Genomic DNA, 14,520 nt, shown 5'->3' on the forward strand with positions numbered 1-14,520 from the left:
TGATGAGGGGAAACTAAAAAATGGAAAATAATGCCATATCAAAAGATATATTGCTGGATGCGGTCAAACAGTCCTTCAAGAAGCTGTCACCGAAAATACAAGTGCGTAATCCGGTCATGTTGGTCGTATACTTGGGTGCCATCTTCACGACCATCCTGTTTTTCCTGTCGCTGACGGGAACAAAGGATGAGTCTTCAGGTTACACGCTCATCATCACGCTGATACTGTGGTTCACTGTGCTCTTCGGGAATTTTGCGGAGGCGATAGCCGAAGGACGCGGCCGCGCACAAGCGGATACCTTACGCAGTGCCCGCTCCGATGTCCAAGCGAAAAGGTTGTTGACGAAAGAAGATCATGACACATTTGAGTGGATCATCTCGAGCAGCCTGAAGAAAGGCGATTTGGTCTTCGTGGAAGCCAACGAGCAAATACCGATGGACGGAGATGTGGTTGATGGGGCCGCATCCGTTGATGAGAGTGCCATTACTGGCGAGTCAGCGCCAGTAATCCGTGAATCGGGCGGCGACAGAAGTGCCGTGACAGGCGGGACAACCGTCTTGTCCGACTGGCTGGTCATTACAGTGACTGCGGAGGCCGGAGAAAGTTTCCTGGATAAGATGATTGCAATGGTTGAAGGATCTTCGCGAAAGAAGACGCCGAACGAGGTTGCTCTGCAAATTATTCTGGTCACGCTGACGATCATCTTCTTGGTCGTGAGCGGCACGCTCTTTCCGTTCACCGCCTTTTCAGCGCAGCAAACTGGTCAAGGGAATGCCATTACGATCACGAACATCATCGCCTTGCTTGTCTGTTTGGCTCCGACGACAATCGGTGCGCTGCTGTCATCGATCGGTATCGCCGGGATGAGCCGTTTGAATCAAGCGAATGTACTGGCAATGAGTGGCCGTGCCATAGAAGCAGCCGGGGATGTAGACATCTTGCTGCTGGATAAGACAGGAACCATCACCTTGGGTAATCGTCAAGCCGCTGAATTCTATCCGGTTGCCGGCGTCAGCATAGAGGACTTGGCGGATGCTGCGCAGCTGTCGTCGCTGGCGGATGAAACAGCGGAAGGCAGATCCATCGTCGTTTTGGCGAAAGAAAAGTTCAATATTCGAGGCCGCAATATGGGCGCGCTGCAGGCAGAATTCATCGAATTCAGCGCGAAGACGAGGATGAGCGGAATCGATTACCAAGGGAATGAAATACGCAAGGGAGCAGCTGATACCGTCAAGACTTATGTGCTTGACCACGGCGAACCCTTTCCTGAAGAGTGTGACGCAATCGTCAGGGAAGTCTCCACAAAAGGTGGGACACCGCTTGTGGTAGCGAAGAACTATAAAGTTATGGGCGTTATCTACTTGAAGGACATCGTGAAAAACGGCGTGAAGGAGCAATTTCATAATTTGCGCAGCATGGGCATTAAGACGATCATGATCACCGGTGACAATCCGATGACCGCTGCGGCGATAGCAGCCGAAGCAGGAGTGGATGATTTTTTGGCGGAAGCGACACCTGAAGATAAGATGAACCTGATCCGCGAATATCAGCGGGAAGGCCATCTGGTGGCCATGACGGGCGACGGCACCAATGATGCTCCTGCATTAGCGCAAGCCGATGTGGCCGTGGCGATGAATTCCGGGACGCAGGCAGCCAAAGAAGCCGGAAACATGATCGATCTGGATTCAAGCCCGACGAAGTTGATTGAAATTGTCCGTATCGGGAAGCAATTGCTGATGACACGCGGCGCTTTATTCACGTTCAGCATCGCAAATGACGTTGCGAAATACTTCGCCATCATCCCGGTGCTGTTCCTGAGCATCTACCCGGAGCTAGGTGTGCTGAACTTCATGAACATCACGAGCACAAACAGCGCAATCCTGTCGGCGATCATCTACAATGCGCTAATCATCATTTTCTTGATCCCTTTGTCGTTAAGAGGGGTGCCGTATAAAGAAATACCTGCCGGAAAGCTGCTGAAGCGGAACATCTTGATCTACGGACTAGGCGGCTTGGTGGCGCCATTCATCGCGATCAAACTGATCGATATAATCATCACATTGCTCGGATTAGTATAGGAGGAAATCATGAAGAAATTTAGTACAAGCATCCGAGTGATGGCAGTCTTCACCGTCATCTGCGGGATTATGTATCCAGCCGCTGTTACGGGGATTTCACAGTTGCTCTTTCAAGACAAAGCGAATGGTAGTATGATAACTATAGAAACACAGGAGGGTTCAGAAGCACTTGTGGGTTCCAGCTTGTTGGGGCAAGCATTCACGGAACCGCAATATCTGATTGGACGGCCGCAAACCGTCAGCAACGCATCCCCTTCAAGCGGGGAGCAGGCGGCAGCAGTCTCGGAAAGAATCGACTTTTGGAAAGATTTGAATCCTTTGAATGAAGCAGATATCCCAATGGAGCTAGTGACGGCATCAGCAAGCGGTGTCGATCCGCATATCTCACCGGAGGCAGCCGCCTACCAAGTGGAACGTATAGCTGCGGAACGTGAAATGAATCCGGAACGGGTACAAGCCATCATCAATGAAAAGACGTCCGAACGGGCTTTGTTTGTTTTCGGCGAACCTGTAGTGAATGTACTGGAAGTGAACTTAGCACTGGATGAAGCATCCGCCGCTGAGTAAGAAGCAATAACACAGGAAAGTGAGGATGGCAATGAGAAGACAGGAGGATGTGCGCCCTGACCCGGAGCAGTTGTTGAAAATGATCAAGAAAACGGAAGAACGGGACAGCCAAAAATTCGGTAAACTGAAGATATTTTTTGGCTATGCGGCTGGAGTAGGGAAGACCTATGCGATGCTGGAAGACGCCCATGATCAACTGGCTGCAGGTGTGGATATCGTCGTCGGATACGTCGAACCGCACACCCGTCCTGAGACGAATCTCCTTTTGCCGGGGTTGCCTGTCCTTGCGCCGCAAGAGATCAGCTACAAGAACATCAAGCTTCAGGAGTTTGATTTGGATGCCGCGTTGAAACGAAACCCAGAGTTGATTTTGGTCGACGAATTGGCGCATACGAATGCAATCGGTGTCCGGAACAAAAAAAGGTATCAGGATGTCGAAGAACTTCTACGGGCGGGCATTGACGTTTATACGACAGTCAATGTGCAGCACATCGAGAGTTTGAAGGATGTCGTGGCTCAAATAACCAATGTGATCGTAAATGAAACAATACCTGATTATATTTTTGAACGGGCCGACAGTATTGAGCTGATCGATATCGATTCCGAAGAACTGATCCAACGGTTGAAGGAAGGCAAAATCTATCGGGAAGACAAGGTGAAACTGGCCCAACAGAATTTTTTTACGAAAGAAAATCTGCGCCTGCTGCGTGAAATTGCCATGCGCAAGTTGGCTGACCGGATCAGTGCCGAGCAGCAGGCGAATGCAGGTTCATTAGATAAGCAAGTGAATGAAAATATTTTGGCATGTGTCACTGCCTCGCCTTTCTCTGCGCAAAATATTCGTTGGGCTGCAAGGACGGCTGAGGCTTTTCACTGCAAATGGACAGCCGTCCATGTTGTGACCAGAGACGAGAGCAGGCTGTCTCCGCAACAGCAGGATGACTTAGAGGAAAATATGAAGCTGGCGGACAAGTTGGGTGCCAGAACATTGATTTTGCATGCGAACGATGTTGCTGAAGCATTGGCGGAATTTGCTAATATGTCTGGAATCACAAATATCGTTATCGGAAAAAGTAAAAAGAAAAAAGGCATCCGCAGTTTATGGGAACATGATTTTGAGGACAGACTCATTTCCTTGTTGGACAAAAGCGAGATCCATATCCTTTCCAACAACGACCCAGATGGTTCCCAAGGGACGGCGCTCCGCAGCTTTTCATTCAAGCGGTGGTTGAGTTGGTGGACAATGTCCAGCACACAGACAAGCAAGATGGTGGGTATTTTATTTGTGACAACCGTGATTTCTTATCTGTTGAAATCCTGGGGAGTGGAACAGCATAATTTGGCAATGGTTTATCTACTTGCGGTCATCTTGACTTCGCGGGCGACGGACGGCTATGCTTATGGAATTGTTGCTTCCGTGGTCAGTGTGCTTTTGTTCGATGTCCTTTTCGTAGATCCGATTTTCCATTTCAAAACCGATGATCCATCGTATTTGGTCACCTTTTTTATATTATTGATCATCGCTTTGATCACTTCAAGCCTCATTACGAGTTCGCGGATCCAGGCCAGTCTTATAGTGGAGCGGGAGCAGCGCTTGCAGGTCTTGTATGATATCAACAGGCAGTTATTAAAAACACGCGGCCTCGACAGCATCGTTATTATTGCGAATGATTATATCAGCCGTTCGTTCAATCGCCCGGTTGTTTTTTATGCCATCGACGAAAAGGGTGGCATCCCGAAGACCTCAGTCCGCAGCTCAAATAGGGCAGAGGCGGACTACCTACTCACCCGGGACGAGGAAGCGGTCGCCAATTGGGTATTTTTGAACAATAAAATTGCCGGATCAGGTACGGATACGCTGAGCGGAGCGGATGGTTTTTACATGCCGATTGCATCTGAAAGGAACGTGTTGGGCGTAGTCGGGATCGGCTGCAGAGAAGGTGTTGTTAACCAAGAAAGCCGTTCGACACTCCAGATGATTTCTTCGCTGATAGCTTTAGCTTTTGAACGCCAACAACTGTCCGATCAACAAAGGGAAACGATTGTGGAAAATGAAAGGGAAAAGATGAGGAGTAATTTGCTCCGCTCCATTTCCCACGATTTGCGGACGCCCTTGACAGGGATTTTGGGGGCGAGCTCCGCCATGCTGGAAAACGAAGAAAGTTTCGACAAAGAAACGCAGCAAAAGTTGCTGACTTCGATCCAGAGCGAGGCGCAGTGGCTGATTCGGCTTGTGGAAAACCTTCTGTCAGTTACCCGTATTCAAGAAGGTTCCGTGTCCGTAAACAAAACGGATGAGATTGCTGAGGAGGTCATTTCCGATGCGCTCAGCCGAATCAAGAAGAGGTTTCCGAAACGCAAGTTCAGAGTCAGTATTCCCGAAAAGGCGCTGTTTGTACCTATGGATGCCACATTGATCATGCAGGTACTGATTAATCTGATGGAGAACGCCATTACGCATTCCCCGGATGATTCTGTCATTGATCTTTATCTGCATGAAAAGAAAGATGAGGCAGTCTTTGCTGTAGTCGATTATGGAGAGGGGATTTCAGATGAACAATTTCCTTTCCTGTTTGAAGCAAATTCGGGTGTTAACAATAAAAGTTCAGATTCATCCAGAGGTATGGGAATTGGCCTGTCCATCTGCATGACGATTGTGCAGGCGCATGGCGGGAAAATGAAGGGAGTAAACCGTCTCGACGGCGGTGCTGTCTTCGAATTCACACTCCCATTGACAGAAGGAGAACAGCATGAAAAATAAACTTACGATACTTTTGATTGAGGATGAGCAGCACATTACCGACTTTTTGACCGCCATCCTGCTTTCGAATGATTATGCCGTTCTGAAAGCGGCGAGCGGCAAGGAAGGGATGGCGCTGATGACCTCTTACAATCCAGATTTGATTCTGTTGGATTTGGGTTTGCCGGATATGGATGGGATGGAGGTCCTGAAAAAAATCCGTACTTTCTCCGCTGTTCCTGTCATGGTCGTATCCGCGCGCGGCAATGAACGGGAAAAAGTGGAGGCGTTGGATTGCGGTGCGGATGACTATGTGACCAAACCTTTCAGCACTTCGGAATTGTTGGCGCGCATTCGTACTGCCTTGCGCCATAGCCTGCACCAAGTGAATACTTCGGCACTGCCAGAGGGCAGTTTTAGTGTCGGAGAATTGACGATCGATTATGAAAAGAGGAAAGTGGCCGTAAGGAAGAAAGAGGTCCATTTGACTCCCAACGAATACAAAATAGTTGTCCTGTTGTCGCAGTACGCGGGAAGAGTACTGACGCATGACTTCATCACGAAGGCTGTCTGGGGGCCGTATATGGATGAGAACCGGACATTGCGGGTCAATATGGCCAATATCCGCCGGAAAATAGAAAAAAATCAAGCGGAACCGGAATATATCCTGACTGAAATCGGAGTCGGTTACCGCATGGTCGAAGAATTGGATGAATAAGAAAAGATACGCCCTCAAGCGCTTATGCACTTGAGGGCGTATCTTTTCTTATTTTCTTGATGCGGCATCCTTCGTCAATAAGGTCTTGTAGGTGCGGTCGATGAAGGTGGCTCCGATCGGCGCAGTCAAAATGATCGCCAAGACGGCGACGCTCAAAATGATGCTGCCCGCTTCGACTCCAGCAGCCAAAGGGATCGAACCGATGGCCGCTTGGACAGTGGCTTTCGGCGTGTACGCCATCGCGGAGAAAATACGTTCCTTCGCATTCAGGTTTGTGCCTGAAACCGCCAGGAAGACCGCAGCCATCCGGAAAATCAAAGCTCCGAAAATCAAGGCAACAGCCGCTAAACCGGCGTCGCCCAAAGCAGTGATGTCGACAGCCGACCCGACCAGTACGAACAGGAAGATTTCGGCTGCGGACCAGATTTTTGAGAATTTATCATTCAGACGTCTGGCCAATTCCGGGCGTCTTTTCAATAAGGTGGCTCCGACAGCCATGACACCGAGCAATCCGGAGAAGGGGATGAATTTGGCAAAGGAATCCTCCGTCGCCACCAACAGGAAACAAGCGCTCAGCACCAGCATGACTTTCATCGTGTCGCGGATGTGGAACGTCCTGAAGAGAAAAACCAGACCCAAACCAACCAACAGACCACCAAGCAGGCCCAATCCAATCGATACCGGAACGGAAAGCAGCGTGATTGCCTGGAACCCGCTGCCGGTGTACATGCCCATGAACGAGGTGAACAGGACGATGACATAGACATCATCGACGGACGCACCGGCCAGAATCATCTGCGGGATCCCTTTAGCTTTGCCGTAGCCGCTCTCAATCAGCATAATCATGCGGGGAACAACGACAGCCGGCGAAACAGCCCCGAGAACGGCCCCAAGGATGGCAGCCTCAAGTAAAGTGATGCCCAACAATTTCGGCGCCAACAGGATGACCGCCAGGATCTCGAAGGTAGCCGGCAAAAAGGTCATCAGGACAGCAGGACGGCCGATCTTTTTAAGATCGCCCAAGTCCATCGTCAAGCCGGCGCGCACGAGAATGACGATTAAGGCGATTTTCCGGATATCCGCGGAAATGGCCAGCAATTCCGGCGCCATGAGGTCCATTGCGTAAGGACCCAACAGGATGCCGGTCAAAATCAAGCCCAACAAGCCGGGAAGTTGGAACCGGGTAAAGAGCGAACTGAGAAGAAAACCGAGTATGAGAATAAGCGCGATACTGTAAATCAAAAGCTGCACCTCCAAATTGTTGCCACTAAAAAAGCCGACGACGGACTGCGCCTATTGCGCAGAAGTCATCAGCTTGTATAAGCGGTTTAAGCGATTTGCTTCGGGAGACATTCATTCCCTCGTTATAGATAGAATGATAGCATGTTTTCAGAAGGCAGACAAGGGGAAACAGCCTCCAGCGTGATCCTATAGGTTATTTATTATATTCGTATTCTTTTTACCAAATTTAATCGTAAAAACAGTTCTTTTGTAAAATCAAATCTGAAGTATACTTATTCGTAGATAGATCTATTAATAAAATACCGGTATTAAGGAGTACTTTCAATGAGAGAAAAAATACTAGTCAATCTCTTAATGAAGAGTTACGCTCCGATTAAGTTGTCGCAATTGACACTTTTGATGGAACTTTCTGAAAGCACTGTCAGGAACGTAATAAAAGAGATCAATTTATCCAGTTCTAATTATGGATTCACAATTGGACTGGAGAGAGGAAAGGGGTATTACTTAAGAGTACAGGACAAAAACCTTTTTGAAGAATATCGAAAAAATGAAAAAAAAGAAATCGATTTTTATAATGTGGATCAACGTCTGGAAGCGCTGTTGTTTCACGTTCTGCAAGCGAGTGAGTACATTACGATAGCAGAATTGATGGAACGCACGTGTGTAAGTCGATCCACTATCCTAAAAGATTTAAAATTGGTAGAACAAAAGTTGAAAGAACAAGACTTAGAGCTAGAGAAAAAACCGCACTACGGAATTCAGGTGAGCGGTAAAGAACAGTCCTTCCGTAAAGCCTTTTCTAAATTTGTCCTTCAGTCGAATCTATATCTGGAACCAACAAAACAATATAAAGAATTTCTGGGGAAATTTGAGACCGAGAACTTAGACGATTACTTTCGATCACTACTAATCGTGAATCAGTTGAATATATCAGAAGTGGTATTTGAGAACCTTATCACGCATTTGAAAATCGTACTTTTTCGGGCAAGCCAAAAGAACTTCATCAAAAAAGATCAATTAGTGATGAAGGAGATTGAAAGTGTTTATCATAAAGCAGCATCAGAGTTATCCGGCTGGATCGAGAAAGAGTATGGGTTGCGTTTACCAAAAGAAGAAGTTGATTTTTTAGCGGCGCATATTAGTGCAAAAACAAGTAACACTGCTATGAATATAGAACAAATGAGTCAGTTATATAGTGATATAAAAACGATATTGAAAAATTTGGATGAAGAGTTCTTAACGGATTTTTATGACAACGATGACTTGATTGAAGGCCTGGTCATGCATGTCTATCCCTTGCTGAATAGATTGTATTATAACTTACAGCTTGAGAATCCATTGATTAATGAAATGAAACTGGAATATGCCAATGTTTTTGTTGTTGCATTCCGGTTTGGGGAACTGATTGAAGAAAAGTACGGTTATGCATTGACTCGAGACGAGATTGGGTACATTGCTCTGCATTTGGCGGCTCATTTCGAGAAACAGAATCAAAATACGCTGAAAAAAGTAAAACGGATTGTAGTCATTTGTTCGACTGGGGGAGGCAGTGCCCATCTTATCCGTTTGAGACTGGAAAGAGTGTTCCCTGACGCAGTGGTAATGACTATATCAAATAAAAATGTGGAAGCGTTCATAGAAGATTTGCCTGACGTATTTTTATCTACGATTCCTCTTGAGGATGAAATCGAGGGAGTGCCAGTCATTCAGATTAAGAATTTTTTGGATGAATCCGAAATCCAAGCAATCAAAGGCAAAACAGCACTCCATATCTCAGAGAGAGAAAAAAATAAACCCATAGTTAATCTTCAGTCATTGTTCTCTGAAAAATATTTCCGGATAGTGGAGACTGGTACGTACATTGAACTCATCAGCGAACAAGCCAATCAAATGATCAATGAAGATGCTGCTTCTGAACACTTTGCTGATCTTGTCAGGGAACGTGAAATTAAATTTTCTACGATTTACAACAAAGGAATTGCCGCACCACATCCGTTGCGGTTGGAGGCAAAAATAAGCACTATCGGTGTAACTATTTTAAGGAACCCGATTGAATGGCAAGGAAAAGAAGTGAGCTTGATTTTTTTGATCAACTTGAAACAAGGACATTTATTTTTGCACAAGGAGATCAGTAATTTTCTGATGAAACTAATGGATAATGATGCAACTCGAAAAGCTCTCCTTCAAGTTCATTCGTTTGATGAATTTTTGTCGGGATTTGAGAGTTTATTATAGGGGGAGTAATTTTGAACCAAGAAAAAATAATCATGGACATTATCGTAAACGGCGGGAATGCCCGTTCAAAAGCGTTAATGGCAGTAAGAAATGCGAGTGAAGGCGATCATAACAGAGCGGAAGAACTGATGAAAGAAGCAAGAGAGGCAATGAGTTTAGCCCACAAGGTTCAGACTAGCTTGATTCAAGCAGAAACCAGAGGAGAAAAGACTGATATCAGTCTTTTGCTTATCCATGCCCAAGATCATCTGATGAATGCAATGACTGTTGTAGATTTGGCTACGCTGATGATCGAAGATAAAAAGGTAATGAAGGGGGTCTGAAGGATGACAAAGAGTATCTTATTAGTATGCTCAGGTGGCTTTTCAACAAGTATGCTTGTTGAACGGATGAAAAAAGTAGCCAGAGAAAAAAATCTGGATGTTGTGATTGAAGCAACGGCAGAAAGCAATGTCGACATAATGGTGGATAACGTTGATGCCATCCTGCTCGGCCCCCAAATGGCCCATGCTGAGCAAGACCTTAAGAAAATGTACGCTATTCCCATTTGCACAATTGATATGCGTGATTATGGAATGATGAATGGCGAAAAGGTATTAAACACTGCACTGGAATTAATCCGTCAGTCTAACTAAGGCGACGGCACAGAGGAGGAATTATAGTGGCACAAGAATCAAGAAATATTTGGAGCAAATTAAATGCTAAAGTAGAGAAGGTATCAAGAAACACATATTTAAAGGCAGTGTCAGATTCAATGATGGCCCTCACAGGCTTGATGATATTTGGTTCAATCATCATAATTTTTCAAGCGTTTCCAATCGCGAGCGTCGCAGAATTTTTCGCTAAAGTTGGACTTACGCCGCTGTTTGCACGAGTCAATACATTTACCATCGGATCGATTTCCCTATACCTCGTTTTTCTGATCACCAGAAATGTGGTTAAACTGCTGACAAAAGAAGATGGGATTGCTGCAGGACTGATTGGGCTTATGTTTTTCCTTATCCTGACTCCGCTTGGAGCCATCCCTGGAGAAGTGAGGCCAGTCACAGCCCTTCCTCTTAGTTGGATAGGAACGTCAGGAATGTTCACAGCGATTATTGCCGGACTTTTCGTGTCAAAAATCTACGTATATGCTAAAGAAAAAAAATGGACAATCAAGATGCCTGATGGGGTTCCGCCAATGGTTTCTCAGACTTTTGAATCATTGATTCCATTATTCCTCATCGGAACGATGGGCTTATTGATAGGATGGGGATTTAGTTTATCCGAATTTGGCACGATCCACCAATTGATATTTTCGTTTATCCAAACTCCTTTACAGGGGATAGGTGGTTCAATCTGGTCAGTAGCAGGCATTATCGCTTTCCAGCAATTGCTGTGGTTCCTTGGTATGCATGGAACGAACATCATTAGCCCTATTGTGACGCCATTGTGGCTCTCTTTAAATATTCAAAACCTTGAGGCTTATCAAGCAGGACAGCCATTGCCTAATATTGTCACTGCCTCATTTGTTAATATTGTATGTTGGAGCGGATCTGCTTTCGGGCTGGCATTACTGATGACTTTTGCGAAAAGTAAACGCTACAAAGAACTTGGGAAACTTGCTATTCTTCCTGCATTCTTCGGAATCACTGAACCGGTAATATTTGGCACGCCTTTGGTTTTGAACTTTAAACTAGTTGTTCCTTTTATCTTCAACAACAGCATTGCACTGCTTGTTGCCTATTTTGTGACGAATATCGGACTGGTGAATCGTGTCATCGGGATGCAAGCTATTTTTGGACTTCCGTTAGGATTCCATGCCACGGTTGGAGGACATTGGACTATCGTTATTCTGCAAGTGTTTATCCAATTGGTGTTGTCTCCTCTTCTATGGTATCCATGGTTTAAGCGTGTTGATCGCGAAGCTGAGCTTGAAGAAGTAAAAGAAATAAATGAAACTGCTGTTCAAGTTGAATTAGCATAATCAGATTGGGAGGGAAAGTATGCTCTATCCATTAAATACGTTGACTCGAACAGTCATTGATCTTTCTGGAACGTGGAATTTTCTTATTCCAGATGAAGGCCAAGAAGTTGATCCAAGTAAGAAATTGAAAAATCCGCTAACTATGGCTGTTCCCGCCTCGTATAACGATCAAATAACAGATAGCCAGCTCAGAGATTATGTTGGAGACATTTGGTATGAAAAAGAGTTTGCTGTTCCTCAAATACTAAATGAGCAACGATTGGTTTTGCGATTTGGTTCTGTCTCTCACAAAGCGAAAGTTTATATCAACGGTCAATTTGTCACGGAACATATAGGCGGTTTCACCCCTTTTGAAGTGGAGATAGCAGCTTCCTTGCTCAAAGCACCGAATGATTTGAAGGTTTGTGTTTCAAATATTCTGAACGAAACAACATTGCCGAATGCAGTACTGATAGAGAATGAGAAAGAGAAGAAAGTCCTTCCTAATTTTGATTTCTTTAATTACAGCGGAATCCACCGCCCAGTCAAATTATATACAACACCCTATTCATACATTGAAGATATTGTAGCGCGTTATGAAGTCGCTGGGTCGAAAACGATCATTCGTCCGAAAACATCTGTTATAGGTGACTATGCAGAAGTACTGTATGAACTGCAAGATGAAGAGGGGCAAGTACTGGTCAAAACATCAGATGACGAATTCAGTATTGGGGATACTCGTTTTTGGGAACCATTGGATGCTTATCTTTATAGGTTAAAAGTGATGTTAAAGGATGAGAACGGTTTAATCATTGATGAATACACAGAAGAGTTCGGTATTCGGACACTTGAGATAAAAGACAATGCCTTATATATCAATGGGAAAAATTTTTATTTCAAAGGCTTCGGGAAACATGAAGACTTTCCGATTCTCGGAAAAGGCATGAATGAAGCAATCATCAACTACGACTTCAATCTGATGAAGTGGATGGGAGCCAATTCGATGCGGACATCTCATTATCCGTATGCGGAAGAGTTTATGCGCATGGCTGACAGAGAAGGAATTGTAGTGATCGATGAGGTGCCAGGCGTAGGGCTGTTCAATCGCTTTACTGTAGATGTGAGCCAGAATGAAAATTCAAAAGGGAATACTTGGAGCATCGTTGGTTCATTTGAAAATCATAAGCAAGTCATTCGGGAACTCCTGGAAAGAGATAAAAATCATGCCTGTGTGGTAATGTGGGCAGTGGGGAATGAGCCTGCAGGACATCAGGAGGGTGCAAGAGAATATTTCGAACCCCTTGTGACTTTGACTAGAGAATTGGATTGGAATAACCGTCCTGTAATCATTCCGAATATCGTGAATGCTACGCCAGAAACTGATAAATTAGCTGATTTAGTCGATGTTATTTGCTTGAATCGGTATTATGGTTGGTATATCGATCATGCTGATTTAAAGAGTGCGAAAATTCACTTAAAGGAAGAAATTGAAAGATGGCACGCTGCTTATCCGGACAAACCGATCATGTTTACGGAATTTGGGGTTGATACGGTAAGCGGACTACGTTCTATTCATGATATTCCGTACACTGAGGAATATCAGGTGAACTTTTTCAAAGCCAATTTTGAAATAATTGATGAAATGCCGTATTTCATTGGAGAACATGTATGGAATTTCGCGGATTTCGAAACCCATCCGAACCTTCGTCGTATCGATGGGAATAAAAAAGGCGCATTCACAAGAGATCGAAAACCGAAAATGGTTGCCCATAGCTTGAAAGAACGGTGGTTGTCGATTCCGGATTATGGCTACAAAAAGTAAAATCTACCTTTAGTAGAATAGCTACGCTATTGAGCGGATTTACCCGAAAAATCCAACAATATTCAGTGATGAGTATGAGGAAATTCTCCATGTGTTAGGAAATGTTTGCTCTTTGCTAAATAATTAATAAGTTGAACCTTCAGGCTGCCTCAATTATTGAGGCAGCCTATTTTTGAATGAATGCAAAATAAAATTTAGGCATCTCCGATAGAACAAGTAGTGCCTCAGGAAGTGCATCAAATTGGAAAAAATTGTCAAAATTGCGATAATTGCCTAAAAATGATAGGATAAAAGCAAATAGATTGCACGATCTAAGGCTGGGAGCCCGTAGTTGTGGGGCTATTCAATTTTTCGACCAGCTGCTCCGACAAGTTTTTCCATCAGAAAAATGTGAGGTGGCATGTGTGAACGAAGTGAACAGAGAGAAAATTGTGAGTGAACTGAAAAGCATTCCCGGATTGAAAGGCATCGTGGGGTACGGTGGTGGAGACAATATCACGGAATCAGCCATCTTGCTGTATCATGTCGCTGGAGGACTGTCCAATCAGGAACTGGAACAGGTGGTCTGCCGGATGGATGATACCGGGGTGTCCATACATTACAAACTAAGGGAAATCGATCCTGTTGTGCACGCCATTTCTGATTGCCTTGACGGGAAGATTTCGATCAAGCATAAGAGCGGCCATCCTTTCGGCGTCGTGAACAGCAGTTACGCGGCGGAAATCCATTATGGCCGGATTCTCTGGGAAGCACCGGACCATCCGCTTAAGTCGATGAAGGAAATGCTTGCAATGCAGGGAACATATCCGGAAAAGCTGCGCCAAGCGACGATTGCTTATTTCATGAAGGAAGCAACACTTTCGCTCGAAAATGGCCATGGTGCCGCTATGCAGGGGGGCATCCATTACGCGAGCGGCAGCTTCTTCCAAGCGGCATGTTCATGGGTTCAGGTCATCCATGCATTGAACCGGCAGTTCCTCTTGAACGAGAAGGGTGGCGTGAAACGCGCGAACCAGTTGCCGATCAGCCCAAAACAATTCCGCGTGCGCGTGAACCAAGTTTACCGCTATTTCGCCGCGAACAATCCGACGCTTGCCTATTGCGAAATCGACATGCTGGAAAGCGAAATGAGAACGTTAGTAGGATCTTGTACTGAAGATGTGGAGGGATAAT

11 protein-coding genes and 1 riboswitch are annotated in these 14,520 nt (G+C 45.3%); of the genes, 10 read left to right on the forward strand and 1 reads right to left on the reverse strand.

The genetic code is table 11. From position 1 onward, the window contains the following. Positions 1-20: 20 nt before the first annotated feature. Genes kdpB through C7R56_RS05835 form a run of 4 tightly spaced genes read left to right on the forward strand, consistent with a single transcriptional unit; the run spans position 21 to position 6,103 of the window. On the forward strand, positions 21-2,078 hold the full coding sequence (gene kdpB, locus C7R56_RS05820; RefSeq protein WP_107995630.1) for a potassium-transporting ATPase subunit KdpB: 2,058 nt from the start codon (positions 21-23) through the stop codon (positions 2,076-2,078). A gap of 9 nt (positions 2,079-2,087) precedes the next feature. Continuing rightward, entirely contained in the window at positions 2,088-2,645 is a 558-nt protein-coding gene (kdpC, locus tag C7R56_RS05825) for a K(+)-transporting ATPase subunit C (RefSeq protein ID WP_107995631.1), read from the forward strand. A 25-nt stretch (positions 2,646-2,670) separates the two neighbouring features. Beyond that, positions 2,671-5,406, forward strand: a complete 2,736-nt coding sequence (locus C7R56_RS05830) for a sensor histidine kinase (protein ID WP_234402590.1) — start codon at positions 2,671-2,673, stop codon at positions 5,404-5,406. Beyond that, a complete protein-coding gene (locus C7R56_RS05835) occupies positions 5,396-6,103 on the forward strand; it encodes a response regulator transcription factor (protein ID WP_107995632.1) in 708 nt (235 codons plus the stop codon). The genes C7R56_RS05830 and C7R56_RS05835 overlap by 11 nt, the downstream gene beginning before the upstream one ends. A 48-nt stretch (positions 6,104-6,151) precedes the next feature. On the opposite strand, the gene C7R56_RS05840 is transcribed toward C7R56_RS05835, so the two are convergent. Further along, on the reverse strand, positions 6,152-7,354 hold the full coding sequence (locus C7R56_RS05840; protein WP_234402596.1) for a cation:proton antiporter domain-containing protein: 1,203 nt from the start codon (positions 7,352-7,354) through the stop codon (positions 6,152-6,154). 43 nt (positions 7,355-7,397) lie between these two features. Further along, positions 7,398-7,473: riboswitch (Fluoride riboswitch) on the reverse strand. A 196-nt stretch (positions 7,474-7,669) separates the two neighbouring features. Here C7R56_RS05840 and C7R56_RS05845 point away from each other — a divergent pair. The 6 genes from C7R56_RS05845 (at position 7,670) to C7R56_RS05870 (ending at position 14,519) form a co-directional block, all read left to right on the forward strand. Beyond that, the gene (locus tag C7R56_RS05845) at positions 7,670-9,580 is read left to right on the forward strand and encodes a BglG family transcription antiterminator (RefSeq protein WP_107995634.1); all 1,911 of its coding nucleotides are present in this window, start codon (positions 7,670-7,672) and stop codon (positions 9,578-9,580) included. Between the two features lie 11 nt (positions 9,581-9,591). After that, complete coding sequence (locus tag C7R56_RS05850) at positions 9,592-9,903, forward strand: PTS lactose/cellobiose transporter subunit IIA (RefSeq protein ID WP_234402591.1); 312 nt, start codon at positions 9,592-9,594, stop codon at positions 9,901-9,903. A 3-nt stretch (positions 9,904-9,906) separates the two neighbouring features. Beyond that, a complete protein-coding gene (locus C7R56_RS05855) occupies positions 9,907-10,215 on the forward strand; it encodes a PTS sugar transporter subunit IIB (RefSeq protein ID WP_107995635.1) in 309 nt (102 codons plus the stop codon). A gap of 26 nt (positions 10,216-10,241) precedes the next feature. Next, the gene (locus tag C7R56_RS05860; RefSeq protein ID WP_234402592.1) at positions 10,242-11,546 is read left to right on the forward strand and encodes a PTS sugar transporter subunit IIC; all 1,305 of its coding nucleotides are present in this window, start codon (positions 10,242-10,244) and stop codon (positions 11,544-11,546) included. A gap of 19 nt (positions 11,547-11,565) precedes the next feature. Beyond that, the gene (gene uidA, locus C7R56_RS05865; RefSeq protein ID WP_107995636.1) at positions 11,566-13,347 is read left to right on the forward strand and encodes a beta-glucuronidase; all 1,782 of its coding nucleotides are present in this window, start codon (positions 11,566-11,568) and stop codon (positions 13,345-13,347) included. Between the two features lie 404 nt (positions 13,348-13,751). Beyond that, positions 13,752-14,519 carry a hypothetical protein gene (locus tag C7R56_RS05870; RefSeq protein ID WP_107995637.1) on the forward strand — a complete coding sequence of 256 codons (768 nt, stop codon included), beginning with the start codon at positions 13,752-13,754 and terminating at the stop codon, positions 14,517-14,519. The last annotated feature ends 1 nt before the right edge of the window (position 14,520 follow it).

This window comes from Trichococcus paludicola (genome assembly GCF_003052295.1).
Classification (GTDB): Bacteria; Bacillota; Bacilli; order Lactobacillales; family Aerococcaceae; genus Trichococcus; species Trichococcus paludicola.